18 protein-coding genes and 1 riboswitch are annotated in these 25,199 nt (G+C 33.2%); of the genes, 12 read left to right on the forward strand and 6 right to left on the reverse strand.

Annotated elements, in window-relative coordinates:
* Positions 1-20 precede the first annotated feature (20 nt).
* On the reverse strand, positions 21-1,313 hold the full coding sequence (gene arsB / locus NST10_RS01290; RefSeq protein WP_000989104.1) for an arsenite efflux transporter membrane subunit ArsB: 1,293 nt from the start codon (positions 1,311-1,313) through the stop codon (positions 21-23).
* Positions 1,313-1,627 carry a metalloregulator ArsR/SmtB family transcription factor gene (locus tag NST10_RS01295; RefSeq protein ID WP_000221190.1) on the reverse strand — a complete coding sequence of 105 codons (315 nt, stop codon included), beginning with the start codon at positions 1,625-1,627 and terminating at the stop codon, positions 1,313-1,315. Before NST10_RS01295 ends, arsB begins: the two co-directional genes overlap by 1 nt.
* A gap of 642 nt (positions 1,628-2,269) precedes the next feature.
* Between NST10_RS01295 and NST10_RS01300 the strand changes: the two genes are divergently transcribed.
* From NST10_RS01300 to ribE (NST10_RS01320), 5 genes are all read left to right on the forward strand, one after another.
* Positions 2,270-3,772 carry an FAD/NAD(P)-binding protein gene (locus tag NST10_RS01300; RefSeq protein ID WP_001261683.1) on the forward strand — a complete coding sequence of 501 codons (1,503 nt, stop codon included), beginning with the start codon at positions 2,270-2,272 and terminating at the stop codon, positions 3,770-3,772.
* 218 nt (positions 3,773-3,990) lie between these two features.
* Positions 3,991-4,126, forward strand: a riboswitch (FMN riboswitch).
* Between the two features lie 126 nt (positions 4,127-4,252).
* Positions 4,253-5,296, forward strand: coding sequence for a bifunctional diaminohydroxyphosphoribosylaminopyrimidine deaminase/5-amino-6-(5-phosphoribosylamino)uracil reductase RibD (gene ribD / locus NST10_RS01305; protein ID WP_000077342.1), 1,044 nt, complete (start codon positions 4,253-4,255; stop codon positions 5,294-5,296).
* A 6-nt stretch (positions 5,297-5,302) separates the two neighbouring features.
* Entirely contained in the window at positions 5,303-5,935 is a 633-nt protein-coding gene (gene ribE / locus NST10_RS01310) for a riboflavin synthase (RefSeq protein ID WP_000493891.1), read from the forward strand.
* Between the two features lie 10 nt (positions 5,936-5,945).
* Complete coding sequence (gene ribB, locus NST10_RS01315) at positions 5,946-7,127, forward strand: 3,4-dihydroxy-2-butanone-4-phosphate synthase (RefSeq protein WP_001159032.1); 1,182 nt, start codon at positions 5,946-5,948, stop codon at positions 7,125-7,127.
* A gap of 12 nt (positions 7,128-7,139) precedes the next feature.
* Complete coding sequence (gene ribE / locus NST10_RS01320) at positions 7,140-7,604, forward strand: 6,7-dimethyl-8-ribityllumazine synthase (RefSeq protein WP_339210700.1); 465 nt, start codon at positions 7,140-7,142, stop codon at positions 7,602-7,604.
* A gap of 121 nt (positions 7,605-7,725) precedes the next feature.
* Here ribE (NST10_RS01320) and NST10_RS01325 read toward each other — a convergent pair whose 3' ends face one another.
* Positions 7,726-8,727: a proline dehydrogenase gene (locus NST10_RS01325; protein ID WP_339210703.1), complete on the reverse strand. Its 1,002-nt coding sequence runs from the start codon at positions 8,725-8,727 to the stop codon at positions 7,726-7,728.
* 111 nt (positions 8,728-8,838) lie between these two features.
* Between NST10_RS01325 and NST10_RS01330 the strand changes: the two genes are divergently transcribed.
* The 3 genes from NST10_RS01330 (at position 8,839) to NST10_RS01340 (ending at position 10,762) form a co-directional block, all read left to right on the forward strand.
* Complete coding sequence (locus NST10_RS01330; RefSeq protein ID WP_014937042.1) at positions 8,839-8,958, forward strand: hypothetical protein; 120 nt, start codon at positions 8,839-8,841, stop codon at positions 8,956-8,958.
* Positions 8,959-8,960: 2 nt separating this feature from the next.
* The gene (locus tag NST10_RS01335; protein WP_000266099.1) at positions 8,961-9,788 is read left to right on the forward strand and encodes an alpha/beta hydrolase; all 828 of its coding nucleotides are present in this window, start codon (positions 8,961-8,963) and stop codon (positions 9,786-9,788) included.
* A 572-nt stretch (positions 9,789-10,360) separates the two neighbouring features.
* Complete coding sequence (locus NST10_RS01340; RefSeq protein WP_000757543.1) at positions 10,361-10,762, forward strand: MarR family transcriptional regulator; 402 nt, start codon at positions 10,361-10,363, stop codon at positions 10,760-10,762.
* A 118-nt stretch (positions 10,763-10,880) separates the two neighbouring features.
* Here the strand turns inward: NST10_RS01340 and NST10_RS01345 are convergent, their stop codons facing one another.
* A complete protein-coding gene (locus NST10_RS01345) occupies positions 10,881-11,444 on the reverse strand; it encodes a class I SAM-dependent methyltransferase (protein ID WP_000764425.1) in 564 nt (187 codons plus the stop codon).
* Positions 11,441-12,394, reverse strand: a complete 954-nt coding sequence (locus NST10_RS01350; protein WP_339210714.1) for a TIGR01212 family radical SAM protein — start codon at positions 12,392-12,394, stop codon at positions 11,441-11,443. The genes NST10_RS01345 and NST10_RS01350 overlap by 4 nt, the downstream gene beginning before the upstream one ends.
* A 109-nt stretch (positions 12,395-12,503) precedes the next feature.
* On the opposite strand from NST10_RS01350, the gene NST10_RS01355 reads away from it, so the two are divergent.
* From NST10_RS01355 to sasC, 4 genes are all read left to right on the forward strand, one after another.
* The gene (locus tag NST10_RS01355; protein ID WP_001025064.1) at positions 12,504-13,685 is read left to right on the forward strand and encodes an MFS transporter; all 1,182 of its coding nucleotides are present in this window, start codon (positions 12,504-12,506) and stop codon (positions 13,683-13,685) included.
* 288 nt (positions 13,686-13,973) lie between these two features.
* Complete coding sequence (gene leuS / locus NST10_RS01360) at positions 13,974-16,391, forward strand: leucine--tRNA ligase (RefSeq protein WP_001573995.1); 2,418 nt, start codon at positions 13,974-13,976, stop codon at positions 16,389-16,391.
* Positions 16,392-16,412: 21 nt separating this feature from the next.
* Positions 16,413-16,724 carry a rhodanese-like domain-containing protein gene (locus NST10_RS01365; protein WP_000836472.1) on the forward strand — a complete coding sequence of 104 codons (312 nt, stop codon included), beginning with the start codon at positions 16,413-16,415 and terminating at the stop codon, positions 16,722-16,724.
* Positions 16,725-17,047: 323 nt separating this feature from the next.
* Positions 17,048-23,596 (forward strand): LPXTG-anchored aggregation protein SasC, encoded by a 6,549-nt coding sequence (sasC, locus tag NST10_RS01370; protein WP_339210719.1) that lies wholly within the window; start codon positions 17,048-17,050, stop codon positions 23,594-23,596.
* Between the two features lie 116 nt (positions 23,597-23,712).
* On the opposite strand, the gene NST10_RS01375 is transcribed toward sasC, so the two are convergent.
* Entirely contained in the window at positions 23,713-24,981 is a 1,269-nt protein-coding gene (locus NST10_RS01375; protein WP_000284993.1) for an NAD(P)/FAD-dependent oxidoreductase, read from the reverse strand.
* Positions 24,982-25,199 lie beyond the last annotated feature (218 nt).

The raw sequence follows: 25,199 nt of genomic DNA on the forward strand, positions 1-25,199 counted from the left end.
AGAAAGCGTCTTTTTATTACTTAAAATAGTATAAGTGTTAGATATAATCCTAAAAGTGTGAAAAATAGTACTGGAATTGTAATGATGATACCAGTTTTAAAGTATGTGCCCCAAGAAATCTTAACATCTTTTTGTGTTAAGACGTGTAACCACAGTAATGTAGCTAAAGAGCCTATCGGTGTAATTTTTGGACCTAAATCAGAACCGATAACATTTGCATAAATTAGGCCTTCTTTTAACATGCCATGGACATTTGATTGACCAATAGCAATCGCATCTATTAAAACTGTAGGCATATTATTCATTATTGATGATAAAAATGCTGAAATGAAGCCCATTCCCAAAATAGTGCTAAATAGACCGTAATTGGAAATATATTCTAATATTTTAGCTAATATTAAAGTAATGCCAGCATTTCTTAAGCCGAATACGACGATATACATACCAATTGAAAATAATACTATATTCCAAGGTGCGCCCTTAATGACTTGCTTAATATTTACAGCATTTGATTTACGAGCCAATATTAGAAATATAAAAGCAATGATTCCGGTGAAAATTGATACCGGAATTTTAGTAAATTCACTGATTAGATAGCCGAAAAGTAATATAACTAGAACAATCCATGAAATTTTAAATAGCTTTAAATCATTAATGGCATCTATAGGTTTTTTTATGTGATTTGCATCAAATGATTTAGGAATCGCTTTTCTAAAATATAACCACAAAACTAGAAGGCTAGCTAATAACGAGAATAAATTAGGGATAATCATTCTACTAAGATATTGAGAGAAACTAATGTTAAAGTAATCTGCAGAAATGATATTGACCAAATTGCTCACGATTAAAGGTAAAGACGTTGTATCAGCAATAAAACCACTTGCAATAATAAATGGAAATATGGCCCGCTTACTAAAACCTATATTTTTTACCATTGCTAATACAATGGGCGTTAAGATTAAAGCTGCGCCATCATTTGCGAAAAATGCAGCAACCACGGCACCCAATAATATGATATAAACGAACATTTTTAGGCCACTACCTTTTGAAGCATGAAGCATGTGAATAGCTGACCATTCGAATAATCCAACTTTATCTAATATTAATGAAATAAGAATGACTGATACAAAAGTTAAAGTGGCATTCCAGACTATACCTGTTACTTCGAAAACATCGGAAAAACTTACAACACCAGTAATAACAGCAATAAAGGCACCTGCTAATGCAGTAAATCCAATATCTAGGCCTTTAGGTTGCCATAATACAAATAATAAAGTTACTAGAAAAATGAATGTCGCTAAAGTTGTCATCATTAGCATTCACCAGTCTTAAGGTTATGACAAATACATCGTTGGTTAGAGGTATGAACTTTTGACAAGTTATTAATTACGGACTCAAAAATATTATGATTAAGCTGGTATAAATGTTTATTTCCGATTTTTCGTGTCGTAACTAAGTTGGTTTTTACTAATGCTTTCATATGATAGCTAAGTGTGGGTTGAGAGAATTGAAAATGTTCTAACAAATCACAAGCGCATAACTCTCCACAAGAAAGTAAATCTAGTATTTCTAATCTGCTTGAATCTGATAAAACTTTTAAATATGTTGCTAGTTCTTTATACGTCATAACATACCTCCTAGACGTTAAATAGATTATCATCTATATAGATAAATGTCTATGTTTCTTTGGTATATTTCACGATATGACTATGTAATTTAAATTTGGTTTTAGTATTAAAAGGGTATTAAAGATAAATTATAAATATTGATTTTGCAAAATATACTCTTTATTCTGCATTGAAAAAGGTGATTAGCCATATCTTGAGTGTATGGCCAATCACCTTAGTTGAATTTATTTTGTAATCAAGGGTATTGATTAAGAAGCTTTATTTTTACGACTAAAAATCATAAATAGAATTACTAATGAGATTAATATCTTTGCTATAAATTTCAATTTAATTCACCTCGTTAAAAATATTTTAACACATAAGCTGTTGTCGATATTGAATGAACATCTTTAAAACGAATCATAATTATGATGAAGTAATGAAGTATGACAATGGTGAATTCATAAAATATGGCAAATTGTTAAAAATATTTTAACACAAACACTAGATTTGATATTAAATGAAAAGTTTTAAATGGTTTAGTGGTTGTAAAAGTGAAATAATAGATTACCTTAATAAATTTTATTAAAAATACCAAATTGCTATAAATATGGGTAATAGATAAAAGAAAATATTTAAAATGACTAAAGGATGGATGATATATGCGTGTAGCAATAATCGGCATGGGAACTGCTGGTGTAAGTGTATTGAGAGAGTTAGTTAAGCACCCGAAATTTAATCAATTAGATATAGATTTATACGATGATAAAGTAAATATGGGACAGGGCGTACCATTTCAAAATGATAGTTCTGAGCTGCTAATTAATATGCCTTCGAAAAAGATGAGTTTAAATTTAGATGATGAGACTGAATTTTGGAAGTGGTATAAACAACAAACTGATTTTAATTTTGATGAACCTGCATATTTACCGAGATTTGTATTCGGACATTATATGAAATCTTATTTATCTATGTATACGAAAAAATATCCAAATATATCAACTAATTATAATAAAGTTCAAGAGATTTATACAAATTCTAATATCGATGAAACGAATTTAACTTATTACATATGTACTACAAATTCAGAACAATCATGGCAAACGTACGATTATGTATTTTTAACATGTGGTACATTTGCCTACCATGATCCATATAACTTGAAGGGCAAAAAAGGATATATCGCTACGCCTTATCCAACATATAATACGTTAGACGAAGTAAATGAACTGGACGATATTGCGATTATTGGTACAGGCCTTGCAAGTTTAGATGTTGTTCGTTATGTTGCTGCTCATCATCCGAAATTACCAATTACTATGACGAGTCGTTCTGCAAATTTACCAAGTGTAAGAGGTACAATGATAGACGTGACATTCAAGTACTTAACTAAAGACAAATTAAATGACATAAAAAAACATCATTTCGGCAATGCACCGCTTGATACGTTAGTTTCTTTATTTTTAAAAGAATGTGCTGAATATGACATTGATTTTGAAAAATTAGTACATAGACGTACAGGAAATCATATTGCAGATTTGAAGTATGATTTAGCGCGTCCAACAGAAATGGGCATTTTCCAAAGTATCATTGAATATTTGAAAGAGAATTTAAATTGGATATGGAATAGCTTAAGCATTGAAGACCAACATCAATTTAATCAAAAATACTCAAAGATGATTCAATTAAATTCAAATCCAATGCCTCCAAGAACTGCTGAACTAATTATTGAATTAATAGAAAATAAGTCTTTAATTTTGAAAAAAGATTTAGAAGATGTGAAACATGATGGCAAGTTGTATTATTTTTCATACAAAAACCAAGAATCAGTAGACATATATAATGTTGTCATTAACGCGACAGGTGCAAAAAGTCATTTAAATGAATTAGATCAAGATGATCAATTAATTAAAAATCTTGAAAATAGACAAATTGTACAAGCACATCCAATGGGAGGCATACAAATCATACCGGAAACCAATCAAGTTATTAGTCCAAGGTTTGGAACATTAACAAATATGATTGCGATAGGTCAAATGACAAACGGTGTTAATAAACTACGAAATGGTGTGAAAATGATAGTAGAACAAGTTGCGCATACAGTATCTCAATTATATGATGCTTTAGAATCGAATGAGCAAGAACAGCGAAGTGACAATCAATAATTTGTAACTAGAAGATAATAAAGAGAACGCTCTATAGAGACGCATTGAGGTTTTGATTTTAATGTCTGTTAGTAAGAATCATAGCAATGAGATGCCTATAGTACTCAGATTATATTAAATTAAAACCGTCATTAATTGTTTTTTCAGAAAACATATAGTATCATTTTAAATGTAGTTGACATACTACGTACTCAAATAATCTATAACAATTTCATATATAATTCTTTCGGGGCAGGGTGAAATTCCCAACCGGCAGTAAATTAAGCCTGCGACCTGCTAATATGTTTCGTATTAGTGGCTGATCTAGTGAGACTCTAGAGCCGACAGTTAAAGTCTGGATGGGAGAAAGAATGTTAATTATCGACAAAGATAATGTAGCGTATTTGTAAAAATGTGTACAAATAGGCTTATTTAACGATAAATTTTTCTCCTTGCATCTTAATTCATGATGTGAGGATTTTTGTTTATAGAGGTGATCATTTGAGTCAATTTATGGATTATGCGATTCAACTTGCAAATATGGTACAAGGTCAAACAGGTGTTAATCCACCCGTTGGCGCTGTTGTAGTTAAAGAAGGTAGGATTGTTGGTATTGGTGCACACTTGAGAAAAGGTGACAAGCATGCGGAGGTTCAAGCACTTGATATGGCACAACAAAATGCTGAAGGTGCGACGATTTATATTACGTTAGAGCCATGTAGTCATTTTGGTTCAACGCCACCCTGTGTTAACAAAATAATTGATTGTAAGATAGCTAAAGTAGTTTACGCAACAAAAGACAATTCGTTAGATACACATGGTGATGAGACGATACGGGATCACGGTATTGAGGTTGAATGCGTTGATGATGAACGTGCATCACAATTATACCAAGACTTTTTTAAAGCAAAAGCAAAGCAACTGCCACAAATTACAGTGAAAGTATCTGCAAGTTTAGATGGTAAACAAGCGAATGATAATGGACAAAGTCAATGGATTACTAACAAAGAGGTTAAACAAGATGTCTATAAGTTAAGACATCGACACGATGCAGTGTTAACTGGAAGACATACAGTTGAATTAGATGATCCACAATATACTACACGTATTCAAGATGGAAAAAACCCTATAAAAGTAATATTGTCTAAGTCTGGGAATATTCATTTTAATCAGCAAATTTATCAAGATGAATCAACACCAATTTGGATATATACTGAAAATCCAAATTTAACAACCAATCAAACACATATTGAAATTATTTACTTGAAGTCTTGTGATTTAACAACAATTCTTCACAATTTATATAAAAGAGGAGTTGGAACTTTGCTAGTCGAGGCAGGTCCAACCACTACTTCAGAATTTCTCCAATCTAATTATATAGACAAATTTATTCTCTATTATGCCCCGAAATTAATTGGCGGATCTGGAAATTATCAATTTTATCAAACAAATGATGTGATTGAGATACCAGATGCGAACCAATTTGAAATTGTTCATTCCGAGTTATTAAATCAAAATGTCAAATTAACTTTACGAAAGAAGTGATGATGCATGTTTACTGGCATCGTTGAAGAAATAGGTGTCGTTAAAAGTGTTCAAATTCGTCAATCAGTCAGGACGATTGAAATCGAAGCACATAAGATTACGGCAGATATGCATATTGGTGATTCCATCAGTGTTAATGGTGCATGTTTAACAGTGATTGATTTTAATCAGACATCTTTTACTGTACAAGTAATTAAAGGCACTGAAAATAAAACCTATTTAGCAGATGTTAAGCGACAATCAGAAGTAAATTTAGAGCGTGCCATGAGTGGTAACGGTAGGTTTGGTGGACATTTTGTCCTCGGTCATGTAGATGAACTAGGAACAGTTTCAAAAATAAATGAAACAGCCAATGCCAAAATTATTACGATTCAATGTAGCCAACATATTAATAAGCAGTTAGTGAAACAAGGGTCTATCACTGTGGATGGTGTAAGTCTAACGGTATTTGACAAACATGATAACAGTTTTGACATTCATCTTATTCCAGAAACGAGGCGTTCAACGATTTTATCATCCAAAAAATTAGGAGATAAAGTACATTTAGAAACAGACGTTTTGTTTAAATATGTTGAAAATATTTTAAATAAGGATAAAGACCAATTATCTGTAGATAAATTAAGAGCATTTGGTTTTTAGGAGGGGTAGCATGCAATTCGATAATATTGACAGTGCTTTAATGGCTTTAAAAAATGGAGAAACAATTATTGTAGTAGATGATGAGAATCGTGAAAATGAAGGTGATTTAGTAGCGGTCACTGAATGGATGAACGATAATACCATTAATTTTATGGCGAAAGAAGCAAGGGGATTAATATGCGCACCAGTGTCTAAAGATATTGCACAACGTTTGGATTTGGTACAAATGGTTGATGATAACTCCGACATCTTTGGTACGCAATTTACAGTGAGTATTGATCATGTAGATACAACAACAGGAATTAGCGCTTATGAACGTACATTGACTGCCAAAAAGCTCATTGATCCAAGTAGTGAAGCTAAAGATTTTAATCGTCCTGGTCATTTATTTCCATTAGTAGCACAAGATAAAGGGGTATTAGCTCGTAATGGTCATACTGAAGCGGCTGTTGATTTAGCTAAACTTACTGGTGCCAAGCCCGCTGGTGTCATTTGTGAGATTATGAATGATGACGGCACGATGGCGAAAGGACAAGATTTACAAAAGTTTAAAGAAAAACATAAATTAAAGATGATTACGATTGATGATTTAATTGAATATCGTAAAAAATTAGAACCAGAAATTGAATTTAAGGCAAAAGTGAAAATGCCTACAGATTTCGGAACATTTGATATGTATGGTTTTAAAGCGACTTACACAGATGAAGAGATAGTTGTACTGACAAAAGGTGCAATTCGACAACATGAAAATGTACGCTTACATTCTGCGTGCCTTACAGGCGATATTTTCCATAGTCAACGTTGTGATTGTGGTGCTCAACTTGAATCGTCTATGAAGTATATCAATGAACATGGCGGCATGATTATTTATCTACCTCAAGAAGGTCGTGGCATAGGATTGTTAAACAAATTACGCGCATATGAATTAATTGAGCAAGGATATGATACAGTAACTGCAAATTTAGCATTAGGTTTTGATGAAGATTTGCGAGATTATCATATTGCTGCACAGATTTTAAAATATTTTAACATCGAACATATCAATTTATTAAGTAATAATCCAAGTAAATTCGAAGGATTAAAACAATATGGCATTGATATTGCAGAAAGAATTGAAGTTATCGTACCAGAAACGGTACATAATCATGATTATATGGAAACGAAAAAAATAAAAATGGGTCATTTAATATAGGAGGACTTTAACATGAATTTTGAAGGTAAATTAATTGGAAAAGAATTGAAAGTTGTAATCGTAGTTAGTCGATTTAATGATTTTATCACTGGAAGATTACTTGAAGGTGCAAAAGATACTTTGATTCGACATGATGTTAATGAAGACAATATTGATGTTGCATTTGTTCCGGGTGCGTTTGAAATTCCTTTAGTAGCTAAAAAATTAGCCTCATCAGGAAATTATGATGCAATAATTACATTAGGATGCGTAATTCGCGGTGCTACGTCTCATTTTGATTATGTTTGTAATGAAGTCGCGAAAGGTGTTTCTAAAGTAAATGATCAAACTAATGTACCAGTCATATTTGGTATTTTAACGACTGAAAGTATTGAACAAGCTGTTGAAAGAGCAGGTACGAAAGCTGGCAATAAAGGTGCCGAAGCAGCAGTAAGTGCAATTGAAATGGCTAATTTATTAAAATCTATAAAAGCATAGAGCGCTGTTGTGAGTTCATAATCAAAGATTTATAAATGATTCAGAACTGCCAATATAATATTTAGGAGCCTAGAACACTGATTAATGTTCCAGACTCCTAAATTATTGTTTATGCCAAGCTCTATTTACGGCATAATTTTTTAATTGTACTTAAACATAACATAACTGTAGCTCCTAAAGCTGCAATTATGCCAACACGTTTTAAGCCAGCAGGTTTCACAAATTCTTTTGCAGCAAGAGAAAGGTTTTGTGGGCGTTCTGCTAATCTTCTCATAAAATACGCAAACCAATCATCGCCATAAGGTACATAAATAGTGAAATTATATCCTTCATTTGCAATTTCTTCTGCTAACTCTGATCTAAAACCATAGAGCATTTGGAATTCCATACGATCTTTTTCAATGTGATTTTCTTTCATAAATTGTTTTACATGATTAATGATGCGATGGTCATGTGTTGCAATTGAAGTGAAATTGCGTGCGTTTAACAAACGTTGTTCAATTATCTTGATGTAATTTGCATCTACGTCTTCCTTAGATTGAAATGCAATTGATTCGTTTTCTTTATATGCACCTTTAACCAAACGTAATCGTAAATCTTGGTACTTATCAACTAATTCATGGCTATCGTATAAATATGCTTGAATTACAGTACCAACATTTCTAAATTCGCCTTTTAATCGATCTAAAACTTGAACAATTTGTTGCAGGCTAGCATATTTTTCAGTATCAATATTTATATGCATATTATTGTAAGTATTTGCTTTAAGTAAAATCTCTCTTAAATTTTGGTAAGCTAATTCTAAGTCGAATTCTGCACCTAACTGACTCAATTTAACAGACATATGTGCCTTTACGCCATGTTGATGAAGCGCGTCCATAATTGTTAAAATTTGTTCTTTAGCATGATTACTTTCTTCAACTGTACCGACAAATTCCCCTAAATTGTCTACCGTAACAGTGATATTCTTGTCATTTAAGTATTCGATTGTATTAATTAACTCTGGAATTGTATTTCCGGCAACGACTTTATTGGCACCCAAACGTGGGCCCACTTTTTTTGCTGCGTTGTTTAAAAAACTATTATTAGATAATCCGATAAAAAAATTCTTTAATAGTGCCATTGCTACTCCTCCAAACCCTTGTGTTTACAATAAGTTTAGCATGAAAAAAATATTCGAGAAAGCGTTTTCATCAAAAACAATTAAAAATAATTATGTATAATTACACTATTATTGATGTTGATTTCATTTGTATATAATAATATGGACAACAATAATACTATAAATAGAAATCTACATAGTGAATTTGCTATAATTATGTTATTGAAGATTAATGAAAAAGGGGCAGTATAATAATGTGGAAGTGGGAAGCTGAAAATGATGCGAAAGGCGTCGTTGTTATTGCTCATAATATATTAGAACATACGGGAAGATATGCATATGTTATTACGATGTTAAGAAGAAATGGCTATCATGTGATTATGGGAGATTTGCCTGGTCAAGGTCAAACTTCAAGAGCTAATAAAGGACAAATTGAAAACTTTCAAACGTATCACGAAAGTTTGCTAGACTGGTTAAAGATAGCTAATGAATATAAAATTCCTACTTATGTATTAGGGGTAGGACTTGGCGGTTTGATTTTATTAAATTTACTTGAAAAAGTAGAATTGCCAATCGAGGGGATGATGTTAATTTCTCCTATGCTAGAACTTCAAAAGAATGGAAAAAATCGTAAAGATAAACTTGTTTCAAATATAGGTAAAATTTCAAAAGACACACGTTTTAATGTTGGTGTAGAACCAAAAGATTTAACACGTAATTTAGAAATTGTTGAAGAAACAGTTAACGATGGTTTAATGTTAAAAAAAGCAACGTATCATTGGTATAACACAATTAATGAGACGATGAAAGATACGATGGCTCATATTCATGACATTCAACCAATGCCAACACTATTAATGTATGGAACGAAGGATTTAATTGTTGAAACTAGGGCAATTGATGAGTTTAAAGAAAAATATCAAACACCTGAATTATATTTTAAAGCTTGGCAAGGTTTTTACCACGAGGTTCACAATGAGCCAGAACGCGATGAAGTAATGCGTTATATTCTGACTTTCTTAAATAATAGCGTCAATACAATGGGCTTTATTGTTGAAGATGACGAAATTGTAGAAATTTAATATTCTAAAAAGGTGAGACAGTAGATGCTCATCTTTTTTTTAAACTTTTTTAAGGTTGAGAATGTATATCACATTTTATACACATTTGATTTGTAAGAAATGTTTTGATTTATGCAAATCATATCTTGAAAAATAACCAATTTAGTCTCATTCGGTTTGATTTAATTTGTTAAATTTAAAGGTAACTAATTAATTTAGTTTAATCAATTTTCATGAGAGTTATATGTAATAAAAATTCAATGCGTATCTTTTTTGAAGAAATATATGTAGAATTGTTGCAATTTAATGGTAATATTGATATATTTTCTTTGTATATAAATTATAAAATTAATATGTAATAGAGTGATTTGTTTTATGTACTATTATCTTATTTCTAAATATTAACTCTAGTGATTATTGGTTTTTATACTTATTTAATTTTATTCAACTTAGACAATTGAATAGAAAGCAAGTTTATTTACACTTGTAGTTTTATGCATAAGTTAGCACATATAAGTTTTGGGATTGTTGGGATGTTTGTTAATACTTGTATGGTAGCTAAATATGTGATTATTAATTGGGAGATGTATAGCATGAAAAAAGTAAATAACGATACTGTATTTGGGATTTTGCAATTAGAAACACTTTTGGGTGACATTAACTCAATTTTCAGCGAGATTGAAAGCGAGTACAAAATGTCTAGAGAAGAAATTTTAATTTTACTAACTTTATGGCAAAAAGGTTCTATGACGCTTAAAGAAATGGACAGATTTGTTGAAGTTAAACCGTATAAGCGTACTAGAACGTATAATAATTTAGTTGAATTAGAATGGATTTACAAAGAGCGTCCTGTTGACGATGAAAGAACAGTTATTATTCATTTCAATGAAAAGTTACAACAAGAGAAAGTAGAGTTGTTGAATTTCATCAGTGATGCGATTGCAAGTAGAGCAACAGCAATGCAAAATAGTTTAAACGCAATTATTGCTGTGTAAGTTTAATAGCATAAAAAGAGGTTTTCATTAAGTTGAAAACCTCTTTTTGTCGTTGATATTTTTTTCAAATGTTAGCTACTCAATCCTAAATTATAAAAAAGTATAGCGCAGCAAATGTTTAAGAAATTTTTTCTATGGCACAAATGAATGGAGCATGATTACGTTGGTTTAAAAATTGATATTTCAAAACTTGCGCATGCTTTTGCTCCAAAGTACTCAAATAATCAAGCAAAGCTTGCTTTTCAAGTTGGCCTTCACTATGACCATGATAGATAACTAATACGATAATACCTTCGGTTGACATTAAAGATAATAACGCATTAATAGCTTGGATTGTCGTGTCAGGCTTTGTCACGATAGATTTATCACCTTTAGGCAAATAACCTAGGTTAAAAATGGCTGCATCAATATGACCTTTATGTGCATCATTTATATGATGTTCAATATTTTCATGTCCATCTTTTACTAAAGAAACATGATTGAAATCCTTAACTTTATCACGTGTATTTTCCAAAGCTAAATCTTGAATGTCGAAACCATAAACATGTCCTTCTGGTACTTGTTCGGCTAAAAATAAAGTGTCATTGCCGTTACCGCAAGTTGCGTCTACAACAATACTTTCTGGTGTTATATGTTGTTTAATAAGTGTTTTTGAAAAGGGGAGTATTCGTTCTAATTTCATTGCTTCACCTTAGACTTGTAACGCAAGCCTTGATAAGAATTTCTACGTGCTAATTCAGCGTCGATGCCATTTAATACTTCCCATTTATTAACACTCCACATTGGACCGACCATGATATCTATTGGACCATCACCGGTAATTCGGTGAACGATCATTTCAGGGGGAATCACTTCTAATTGGTCTACAACTAGGTTTGTGTATTCTTCTTGAGTCATAAAAGTTAATAAACCTTTATCATATTGTTTTACCATCGGTGTACCTTTTAACAAATGAAGTAAATGAATTTTAATACCTTGTACATCCATTTGTGCAACTTCTTTGGCAGTAGCCATCATCATGTCATAGTCTTCGCCAGGTAAGCCATTAATGATGTGTGTACATACATTGATATTATGTTTACGTAATTTTGCCACGCCATCATAATAAGTTTGCATATCATGGGCACGATTGATTAAATCAGATGTTGATTGATGGATTGTTTGTAGTCCCAATTCAACCCATAAATATGTTCGTTGATTCAAATCTGCTAAATATTCGACAACATCGTCTGGTAGACAGTCAGGACGCGTACCAATAGATAATCCCACAACACCCGGTTCTTTAAGTGCAGGTTCGAATTTTTCTTTTAACACTTCAACTGGTGCATGTGTATTTGTAAATGCCTGAAAATAAGCAATATATTTTCCTTCGTGCCATTTCTCATGCATCTTTTCCTTAATTTCTTTAAATTGTACTGCAATTGAATCTGCACGATTACCTGCAAAGTCTCCACTACCTGCAGCAGAACAAAATGTACATCCACCATGTGCTACAGTGCCATCACGATTAGGACAGTCAAACCCGCCATCCAATGCAACTTTAAATATTTTTTGTCCAAATTTATTTTTTAAATGGTAATTCCATGTGTGATAACGTTTGTTTTCAAAAGCGTATTGGAAATGATTGCCCATAAGTCATTTTCCTTTCTATAAAAAAAGAGTTCTAAGTACAGATTTTAACATATTTTAATGTTATAGTGTTTATTATAGTTTGACAAAAAAGAGAGAGGAACTATGAAATATGAATATACCTAAATCAGTCTGGTGGCTAGTAATTGGCATGGCGTTAAATATTACTGGTTCCAGTTTTTTGTGGCCTTTAAATACAATTTATATGAAACAAGAACTTGGAAAAAGTTTAACTGTTGCTGGTTTAGTGCTAATGATAAATTCATTTGGCATGGTTATTGGAAACTTATTAGGTGGTTCACTATTTGATAAATTAGGTGGATACAAGACGATTTTAATTGGAACTTTCACTTGTCTTTGTAGTACAACGCTACTTAATTTCTTTCACGGGTGGCCTTGGTATGCTGTATGGCTTGTAATGTTAGGCTTTGGTGGCGGAATGATTATTCCTGCGATATACGCAATGGCTGGAGCAGTGTGGCCGAATGGCGGAAGACAAACGTTTAATGCGATATACTTAGCGCAAAATATTGGTGTTGCTGTCGGCGCTGCAATGGGCGGCTTTGTCGCAGAATTTAGCTTTAACTATATCTTTTTAGCCAATCTTATTATGTATGTTGTGTTTGCACTTGTCGCGGTAACGCAATTTAATATTGAAATTAATGCGAAAGTTAAATATCCAACTCATTTAGATATTACTGGTAAAAAGAATAAAGCAAGATTTATTTCATTAGTACTAATTTGTGCAATGTTTGCAATTTGTTGGGTTGCGTATATTCAATGGGAGTCTACAATCGCATCATTTACACAATCGATTAATATTTCAATGGCACAATATAGTGTTTTATGGACAATTAACGGAATAATGATTTTAGTAGCACAACCATTAATTAAACCAATTCTCTATCTGTTAAAAGGAAACTTAAAGAAGCAAATGTTTGTCGGCATCATCATTTTTATGTTGTCGTTCTTTGTCACGAGTTTTGCCGAAAACTTTACAATATTTGTTGTCGGTATGATTATTTTAACTTTTGGAGAAATGTTTGTATGGCCTGCAGTTCCAACTATAGCCAATCAGTTAGCGCCAGATGGTAAGCAAGGACAGTACCAAGGTTTTGTGAATTCAGCTGCTACAGTAGGAAAAGCATTCGGTCCATTTCTTGGTGGTGTATTAGTTGATGCATTTAATATGCGCATGATGTTTATCGGTATGATGGTACTACTTGTATTTGCATTAATATTATTAATGGTTTTCAAGGAGAATAATACGCAACCTAAAAAAATAGATGCATAATGAGTAAATAGAATTAACGTTATAGACTTGAAATAAATGTCGTTATAACATAATATTAATTTGTATAATTTAATTTCGTTTGGAGCTTTTCTACAGAAAGCTAGTGATGCTGAGAGCTAGTGTTAAGGACTAAATGTAAATCGTATTAATTTTAAATTGAATGAATGACATCTCTTACTATTAAAATGAGTGCACAATTTTTGTGAAATAGGGTGGTAACGCGGCAAATGTCGTCCCTATGTAAATAGAATAGTTAGAGGTGTCTTTTTTTATTGAATAGGAGGAAATGTGTTGAATTACAACCACAATCAAATTGAAAAGAAATGGCAAGACTATTGGGACGAAAATAAAACATTTAAAACAAATGATAACTTAGGTCAAAAGAAATTTTATGCTTTAGACATGTTTCCATACCCATCAGGTGCTGGTTTACATGTTGGACATCCTGAAGGCTATACAGCAACAGATATCATTTCAAGATATAAGAGAATGCAAGGATATAATGTATTACATCCGATGGGGTGGGATGCATTCGGATTACCAGCAGAGCAATATGCTTTAGATACTGGTAACGACCCACGTGAATTTACAAAGAAAAATATCCAAACTTTTAAACGACAAATTAAAGAATTAGGGTTCAGTTATGATTGGGATCGTGAAGTTAATACAACAGATCCAGAATACTATAAATGGACACAGTGGATTTTCATACAGTTATATAACAAAGGTTTAGCATACGTTGACGAAGTTGCAGTTAACTGGTGTCCTGCATTAGGTACTGTCTTATCTAACGAAGAAGTGATTGACGGTGTATCTGAACGTGGCGGTCACCCAGTTTATCGTAAACCAATGAAACAATGGGTACTTAAAATTACAGAATATGCAGATCAATTATTAGCAGATTTAGATGATTTAGATTGGCCTGAGTCTTTAAAAGATATGCAACGTAACTGGATTGGACGTTCAGAAGGTGCCAAAGTTTCATTTGATGTAGATAATTCGGAAGGAAAAGTAGAAGTATTTACGACTAGACCAGATACAATCTATGGTGCATCATTCTTAGTCTTAAGTCCTGAGCATGCATTGGTTGATTCAATTACAACTGATGAATATAAAGATCAAGTGAAAGCGTATCAAACAGAAGCTTCTAAAAAGTCTGATTTAGAACGTACAGATTTAGCAAAAGATAAATCAGGTGTGTTTACTGGTGCATATGCAATTAATCCTTTATCTGGTGAAAAAGTACAAATTTGGATTGCTGATTATGTATTATCAACATATGGTACTGGTGCAATTATGGCAGTACCAGCGCATGATGACAGAGATTATGAATTTGCTAAAAAGTTTGATTTGCCAATCATTGAAGTCATTGAAGGTGGAAATGTTGAAGAAGCGGCATACACTGGTGAAGGTAAACATATTAATTCTGGTGAACTTGATGGTTTAGAAAATGAAGCGGCAATTACTAAAGCTATTCAATTATTAGAGAAAAAAGGTGCTGGCGAAAAGAAAGTTAATTACAAATTAAGAGATTGGTTATTCAGTCGTCAGCGTTATTGGGGCGAACCAATTCCTGTCATTCATTGGGAAGATGGAACAATGACAACTGTTCCTGAAGAAGAGCTACCATTGTTGTTACCTGAAACAGATGAAATCAAGCCATCAGGGACTGGTGAGTCACCACTAGCTAATATTGATTCATTTGTAAATGTTGTAGATGAAAAAACAGGTATGAAAGGGCGTCGTGAAACAAATACAATGCCACAATGGGCAGGTAGTTGTTGGTATTATTTACGTTACATCGATCCTAAAAATGAAAATATGTTAGCAGATCCTGAAAAATTAAAACATTGGTTACCTGTTGATTTATATATCGGTGGCGTAGAACATGCAGTGCTTCACTTATTGTATGCAAGATTTTGGCATAAAGTACTTTATGATTTAGGTATCGTACCTACAAAAGAACCTTTCCAAAAATTATTTAACCAAGGTATGATTTTAGGAGAAGGTAATGAGAAGATGAGTAAATCTAAAGGAAATGTAATCAATCCTGATGATATAGTACAATCTCATGGGGCAGATACTTTACGTCTTTACGAAATGTTTATGGGACCTTTAGATGCTGCAATTGCATGGAGTGAAAAAGGATTAGATGGGTCTCGTCGATTCTTAGATCGTGTATGGCGTTTAATGGTAAATGAAGATGGAACATTAAGTTCAAAAATAGTAACTACAAATAATAAATCTTTAGATAAAGTTTATAACCAAACTGTTAAAAAGGTAACAGAAGACTTTGAAACATTAGGATTTAATACTGCTATTAGTCAATTAATGGTATTTATTAATGAGTGTTATAAAGTTGATGAAGTTTATAAACCTTACATTGAAGGCTTCGTTAAAATGTTAGCACCTATTGCACCACATATCGGTGAAGAATTATGGTCAAAATTAGGACATGAAGAGTCTATTACGTACCAACCTTGGCCAACTTATGACGAAGCACTACTTGTAGATGATGAAGTAGAAATCGTTGTTCAAGTTAATGGTAAATTGAGAGCTAAAATTAAAATTGCTAAAGATACATCAAAAGAAGAAATGCAAGAAATTGCCTTATCTAATGACAATGTTAAAGCGAGTATTGAAGGTAAAGACATCATGAAAGTCATCGCTGTTCCTCAAAAATTAGTCAATATTGTAGCTAAATAATGTTATAAGGAGGACTTTAAAATGAAGTCAATTACTACAGATGAATTAAAAACCAAACTTTTAGAATCTAAACCAGTTCAAATTGTTGATGTTCGTACTGACGAAGAAACAGCAATGGGATATATACCTAATGCAAAGTTAATTCCAATGGATACCATTCCCGACAATTTAAATGCATTTAACAAAAAAGAGACATACTATATTGTATGTGCTGGTGGAGTTCGAAGCGCTAAAGTTGTAGAATATTTAGAGGCAAATGGCATTGATGCCGTAAATGTCGAAGGCGGCATGCACGCTTGGGGCGATGAAGGTTTGGAAATAAAAAGTATTTAAAGTAGTGACATAATTTAAAATAATATTACATTTGTAATGACACCAAGTAACGTTTCGGTTGCTTGGTGTTTTTTGCTATGAATTGCTTTCTGTTACAAAACAATCTAAAGCGTTCTTGTTATGATTTTTTAAGTGATTAATTACAAAACGGAAACTAAATTGTAATAAAATAAAACTTTATTTTATAAAATGATGATGATAAAATTGAGTGAACTTAAAATGTTGTACAAAATAATATGGTTATAAACATAATCGGGGAGCTTATATTTTTAGCATAATTCTAAACAACACAGCAGAGAATAGACAACCAGGAGGAAAACGAAATGAATTTGTTAAAGAAAAATAAATATAGTATTAGAAAATATAAAGTAGGGATATTCTCTACTTTAATCGGGACAGTTTTATTACTTTCAAACCCAAATGGTGCACAAGCTTTAACTACGGATCATAATGTGCAAGGTGGTTCAAATCAAGCATTACCTGGCAACTCACAAAATACAAATGCCGATACTAATCGAGACATAGTAAATGATTCGCAAAATACTCCTAATGCACATGCAACAGACAATACATCAACAAATCAAGCATTGACTAATCATCAAAACGTTGATGTGGCAAATCAAGTCGGGCCTGCTCCAATACAGCCTAGCGCGTCGCCTGCGCAAAATAATAATAATTCTAATGCTAATTCAACAGCAACAGAGCCAGCGGCGAATACAAATAATAATTTAGCATCAAATAACAATACATTAAACGTGCCTAATAATACAGATAACAATGATTCAGCGCGTCATCTGACTTTAAAAGAAATTCAAGAAGATGTTCGTCATTCGTCTGATAAGCCAGAGTTAGTTGCGATTGCTGAAGAAGCATCTAATAGACCGAAAAAGAGAAGCAGACGTGCTGCGCCAACAGATCCTAATGCAACACCAGCAGATCCAACGGCAGGAAACGGTAGTGCACCAGTTGCAATTACAGCGCCATACACGCCAACAACTGATCCCAATGCCAATAATATAGGACAAAATGCACCTAACGAAGTGCTTTCATTTGATGATAACAACATTAGACCAAGTACGAACCGTTCTGTGCCTACAGTAACTGTTGTTGATAATTTACCAGGCTACACACTGATTAATGGTGGTAAAGTAGGGGTGTTTAGTCATGCAATGGTAAGAACGAGCATGTTTGATTCAGGAGATGCCAAGAACTATCAAGCGCAAGGCAATGTAATTGCATTGGGTCGTATTAGAGGAAATGATACAAATGATCATGGCGATTTTAATGGTATCGAGAAAACATTAACAGTAAATCCGAATTCTGAATTAATCTTTGAATTTAATACTATGACTACTAAAAACTATCAAGGTATGACAAATTTAATCATTAAAAATGCTGATAACGATACTGTTATTGGTGAAAAAGTAGTTGCTTATGGTCCGATTTGGCGCTTATTAAAAGTACCTGAAAATGTTAGTCATCTAAAAATTCAATTTGTACCTAAAAATGACGCAATAACAGATGCACGTGGTATTTATCAATTACGAGATGGATATAAATACTATGACTTTGTAGACTCAATCGGTCTTCATTCTGGGTCACATGTCTATGTTGAAAGACGTACAATGGAGCCAACAGCAACAAATAATAAAGAATTTACAGTTACAACGTCATTAAAGAATAATGGTAACTTTGGCGCTTCATTCAATACAGATGATTTTGTATATAAAATTCAATTACCTGAAGGTGTTGAATATGTAAATAATTCATTGACTAAAGATTTTCCTAGCGGTAATTCAGGTGTTGATATTAATGATATGAATGTGACGTATGACGCAGCAAATCGAATTATTACAATTAAAAGTACTGGTGGAGGTACAGGGAATTCGCCGGCACGACTAATGCCTGATAAAATATTGGATTTGAAGTATAAGCTACGTGTGAACAATGTGCCAACACCAAGAACAGTAACATTTAACGATACATTAACGTATAAAACATATTCACAAGATTTTATTAATTCACCTGCTGAAAGTCATACTGTAAGTACAAATCCATATACAATTGATATCATCATGAATAAAGACGCATTGCAAGCCGAAGTCGATAGACGAATTCAACAAGCGGATTATACATTTGCATCATTAGATATTTTTAATGATCTTAAAAGACGCGCACAAACAATTTTAGATGAAAACCGTAACAATGTACCTTTAAACAAAAGAGTTTCTCAAGCAGATATCGATTCATTAGCAAATCAGATGCAACATACGTTAATTCGCAGTGTTGACGCTGAAAATGCCGTTAATAGAAAAGTTGATGACATGGAAGATTTAGTTAACCAAAATGATGAACTGACAGATGAAGAAAAACAAGCAGCGATTCAAGTCATCGAGGAACATAAAAATGAAATTATTGGGAATATTGGTGACCAAACGACTGATGATGGCGTTACTAGAATTAAAGATCAAGGTATACAGACTTTAAGTGGAGACACTGCAACACCAGTTGTTAAACCAAATGCTAAACAAGCTATACGTGATAAAGCAGCGAAACAAAGAGAAATTATCAATCACACGCCAGATGCTACTCAAGATGAAATTCAAGATGCATTAAATCAATTAACAACGGATGAAACAGATGCTATTGATAATGTTACGAATGCTACTACCAATGCTGATGTTGAAACAGCTAAAAATAATGGTATTAATACAATTGGTGCAGTTGCGCCACAAGTGACACACAAACAAGCTGCAAGAGATGCAATTAATCAAGCGACAGCAACGAAACGACAACAAATAAATAGCAATAGAGAAGCAACACAAGAAGAGAAAAATGCAGCATTGAATGAATTAACGCAAGCCACGAACCACGCATTAGAACAAATCAATCAAGCGACAACCAATGATGATGTAGATACTGCCAAAGGTGATGGTCTGAATGCCATTAATCCTATTGCGCCTGTAACTGTTGTCAAGCAAGCAGCAAGAGATGCCGTATCACATGATGCACAACAGCATATCGCAGAGATCAATGCAAATCCTGATGCGACTCAAGAAGAAAGACAAGCAGCAATAGAGAAAGTAAATGCTGCTGTAGCTGTTGCGAATACTAATATATTAAATGCTAATACCAATGCTGATGTTGAGCAAGTAAAGACAAATGCAATTCAAGGTATACAAGCCATTGAACCAGCTACAAAGGTTAAAACAGATGCTAAAAACGCTATTGATCAAAGTGCGGAAACGCAACATAATGCGATATTTAATAATAATGATGCGACCTTAGAAGAGCAACAAGCAGCACAACAATTGCTTGATCAAGCTGTAGCCACAGCGAAGCAAAATATTAATGCAGCAGATACGAATCAAGAAGTTGCACAAGCAAAAGATCAGGGCACACAAAATATAGTTGTGATTCAACCGGCAACACAAGTTAAAACGGATGCACGCAATGCTGTAAATGAAAAAGCGCGAGAGGCGATAACAAATATCAATGCTACACCTGGCGCGACTCGAGAAGAGAAACAAGAAGCGATAAATCGTGTCAATACACTTAAAAATAGAGCATTAAATGATATTGGTGTGACGTCTACTACTGCGATGGTCAATAGTATTAGAGACGATGCAGTCAATCAAATCGGTGCAGTTCAACCGCATGTAACGAAGAAACAAACTGCTACAGGTGTATTAACGGACTTAGCAACTGCAAAAAAACAAGAAATTAATCAAAATACAAATGCAACCACTGAAGAAAAGCAAGTAGCATTAAATCAAGTAGACCAAGATTTAGCAACGGCAATTAATAATATAAATCAAGCTGATACTAATGCAGAAGTAGATCAAGCACAACAATTAGGTACAAAAGCAATTAATGCGATTCAGCCAAATATTGTAAAAAAACCTGCAGCATTAGCACAAACCAATCAGCATTATAGTGCTAAATTAGTTGAAATCAATGCTACACCAGATGCAACAGATGATGAGAAAAATGCTGCGATCAATACTTTAAATCAAGACAGACAACAAGCTATTGAAAGTATTAAACAAGCAAATACAAATGCGGAAGTAGACCAAGCTGCGACAGTGGCAGAGAATAATATCGATGCTGTTCAAGTTGACGTTGTAAAAAAACAAGCAGCGCGAGATAAAATCACTGCTGAAGTAGCGAAGCGTATTGAAGCGGTTAAACAAACACCTAATGCAACTGACGAAGAAAAGCAGGCTGCAGTTAATCAAATCAATCAACTTAAAGATCAAGCGTTTAATCAAATTAATCAAAACCAAACAAATGATCAGGTAGACGCAACTACAAATCAAGCGATTAATGCTATAGATAATGTTGAAGCTGAAGTAGTAATTAAACCAAAGGCAATTGCAGATATTGAAAAAGCTGTTAAAGAAAAGCAACAGCAAATTGATAATAGTCTTGATTCAACAGATAATGAGAAAGAAGTTGCTTTACAAGCATTAGCTAAAGAAAAAGAAAAAGCACTTGCAGCTATTGACCAAGCTCAAACGAATAGTCAGGTGAATCAAGCGGCAACAAATGGTGTATCAGCGATTAAAATTATTCAACCTGAAACAAAAATTAAACCAGCAGCACGTGAAAAAATCAATCAAAAAGCGAATGAATTACGTGCGCAAATTAATCAAGATAAAGAAGCGACAGCAGAAGAAAGACAAGCGGCGTTAGATAAAATCAATGATTTAGTTGCTAAAGCTATGACAAATATCACGAATGATAGAACAAATCAGCAAGTTAATGACTCAACAAATCAAGCGCTTGACGACATTGCATTAGTGACGCCTGACCATATTGTTAGAGCAGCTGCTAGAGATGCAGTTAAGCAACAATATGAAGCTAAAAAGCACGAAATTGAGCAAGCGGAACATGCGACTGATGAAGAAAAACAAGTTGCTTTAAATCAATTAGCGAATAATGAAAAACGTGCATTACAAAACATTAATCAAGCAATAGCGAATAATGATGTGAAACGTGTTGAATCAAATGGTATTGCTACGTTAAAAGGCGTAGAACCGCACATTGTGGTTAAACCTGAAGCTCAAGAAGCCATAAAAGCGAGCGCAGATAACCAAGTAGAATCTATAAAAGATACACCACATGCTACGACAGATGAATTAGATGAAGCAAACCAACAAATAAACGACACACTTAAACAAGGTCAACAAGATATAGACAATACGACACAAGATGCAGCTGTCAATGATGTTAGAAACCAAACGATTAAGGCAATCGAACAAATTAAACCGAAAGTTAGACGCAAACGTGCAGCGTTGGATAACATTGATGAAAGTAATAATAATCAACTCGATGCAATACGAAATACGCTAGATACAACGCAAGATGAACGAAATGTTGCTATTGCTGCGTTAAATAAAATTGTTAATGCAATTAAAAATGATATTGCACAAAACAAAACGAATGCAGAAGTGGATCAAACTGAGGCTGATGGTAACAACAACATCAAAGTGATTTTACCTAAAGTTCAAGTTAAACCAGCAGCGCGTCAATCTGTCAGCGCAAAAGCTGAAGCTCAAAATGCACTTATTGATCAAAGTGATTTATCTACCGAAGAAGAAAGATTAGCTGCTAAACATTTAGTAGAACAAGCACTTAATCAAGCTATTGATCAGATCAATCACGCAGATAAGACTGCGCAAGTTAATCAAAATAGTATCGATGCTCAAAATATTATTTCAAAAATTAAACCAGCGACAACAGTTAAAGCAACAGCATTACAACAAATTCAAAATATCGCTACAAATAAAATTAATTTAATTAAAGCAAATAACGAAGCGACAGATGAAGAACAAAATGCTGCAATAGTACAAGTTGAAAAAGAGTTAATTAAAGCTAAACAACAAATTGCTGGTGCAGTGACTAATGCTGATGTGGCATATTTATTGCATGATGGGAAAAACGAAATTCGTGAAATCGAACCTGTTATTAATAAAAAAGCAACTGCGCGAGAACAATTAACAACATTATTCAACGATAAGAAACAAGCAATTGAAGCGAATGTTCAAGCAACAGTAGAAGAAAGAAATAGTATTTTAGCACAGTTACAAAACATTTATGACACTGCTATTGGACAAATTGATCAAGATCGTAGCAATGCACAAGTTGATAAAACAGCAACATTAAATCTACAAACAATACATGATTTAGACGTACATCCTATTAAAAAGCCAGATGCTGAAAAAACGATTAATGATGATCTTGCACGTGTTACACATTTAGTGCAAAATTATCGAAAAGTAAGTGATCGTAATAAGGCTGATGCATTAAAAGCTATAACTGCATTAAAATTACAAATGGATGAAGAATTAAAAACAGCACGCACTAATGCTGATGTTGATGCAGTTTTAAAACGATTTAATGTTGCATTAGGCGATATAGAAGCAGTAATTACTGAAAAAGAAAATAGCTTACTGCGCATTGATAACATTGCTCAACAAACATATGCGAAATTCAAAGCGATCGCAACACCAGAACAATTAGCTAAAGTAAAAGCATTAATTGATCAATATGTTGCAGATGGCAATAGAATGGTTGATGAAGATGCGACATTAAATGACATCAAAAAACATACGCAACTCATTATTGATGAAATTTTAGCAATTAAATTACCTGCTGAAGTGATAAAAGCGTCACCAAAAGTGGGGCAACCTGCTCCAAAAGTTTGTACGCCTATTAAAAAAGAAGATAAACAAGAAGTGCGAAAAGTTGTAAAAGAACTTCCAAATACTGGTTCTGAAGAAATGGATTTACCATTAAAAGAATTAGCACTAATTACAGGCGCAGCATTATTAGCTAGAAGACGTTCTAAAAAAGAAAAAGAATCATAATAAACAAAAAGACCTTAATATAACGACACTTTTTAGTGACTCAGTTATATTAAGGTCATTTTTAATTGAATGAAAAGGTTGATCTACTAGAGAGAATCGAACCCAATTTTATACTATTATTCCATTGATGCATGTGAGTAATGACCGGCATATAATCCAGCGACATGTCCTGTTACGAGTGCACTTGTAATATTATAACCACCAGTATAACCATGTATGTCTAATACTTCACCACATAAAAATAATCCAGGAACTAATTTAGACATCATGGTTTTAGGTTGAATTTCTTTTAGTGACACACCACCACCTGTGACAAATGCCTTATCTATAGGTAATGTCCCGTTTACCTTAAATACAAACCCTTTAAACATATTTACTAAGTCGTTCAATTGTTGATTTGATAAGTGATGTGATGTGGTATTTTCATCGATTTCAGCTTGTTCCAGCATGAACAATAAGTAGCGCTCTTCAATTAGTCCATGCAAGCTGTTTTTAATGATTTTATCTGGTGTGTCCGATAATAATGATGTGATGTGTTGTTTTAATTGTTCATGGTTTAATTCAGGAAATGTATCGATTGCCATTGAAATATGCTGTGTCTTTTGATTTTTTTGTTCTTTATAAACAAACTGACTACATCTTAATGCAGCTGGACCACTGATACCAAAATGAGTAAATAACATATCCATTTGATGACTGATGCGTTTTTTACCATTTTTCTTAAGTACTGACAATTCAACATCTTTTAAACTTAAGCCTTTTAGACGATTGGATTTAATGAAAGGTTCAGCTGATGTAATTGGAACTTCGGTCGGGAATAACTCCGTAATGGTATGACCTAAATCTTGTGCAAACTTATAACCATCACCTGTTGAACCAGTTTGAGGGACACTTGTACCACCTGTAGCAATTACTAGCGAATGGCTTTCATAACTATTATTTTGAGTATGTACAGTGAAAGTTTGGTCTGTATTAACTTCGATTCTACTAACAGCTTCTTCTTCTTTAATCGTTACATGTTGATTTTCTATAGTTGTCACTAAAGTATCAACGACGTCTTGTGCCTTATTGGAAACTGGAAACATACGACCGTGATCTTCTTCTTTTAATTTAACACCCCTAGACTCAAAAAAATCTATGATGGATTCATTATCAATAATTGAAAAGGGACTATATAAAAATTTCCCATTTCCAGGAATGTTCTTAATAATTTCAGCATAGGGTAATCGATTAGTTACGTTACATCTACCGCCACCAGATATTTTGAGTTTACGACCTAGACCTTTCTTTTTTTCGATGAGTAGAACGTTGTCATTTTGTTCGCTTGCAGCTACTGCCGCCATTAAGCCGCTAGGTCCGCCTCCGATAATAATTGTTTGATACATATACGCTTCCTCCAAATTTGTTACTGGACATTCAATTGCTATTTTATAGTACTTTTTTAAACTTTGCTATATCTCTTGTGTTATGAAATGACACTCGCGCTGAATATATTTATAATGTGTGTTTCATAAAAGGATAAGCATTTATTCGAACGCTATTATTATTTTAAGAGTTGTCCGCCATTTATTGGCGTTAGTAGTATAATGACAATATGAAAATT

The sequence above is a fragment of the Staphylococcus sp. FSL W8-0305 genome, from assembly GCF_037966415.1.
Lineage (GTDB): Bacteria > Bacillota > Bacilli > Staphylococcales > Staphylococcaceae > Staphylococcus > Staphylococcus aureus.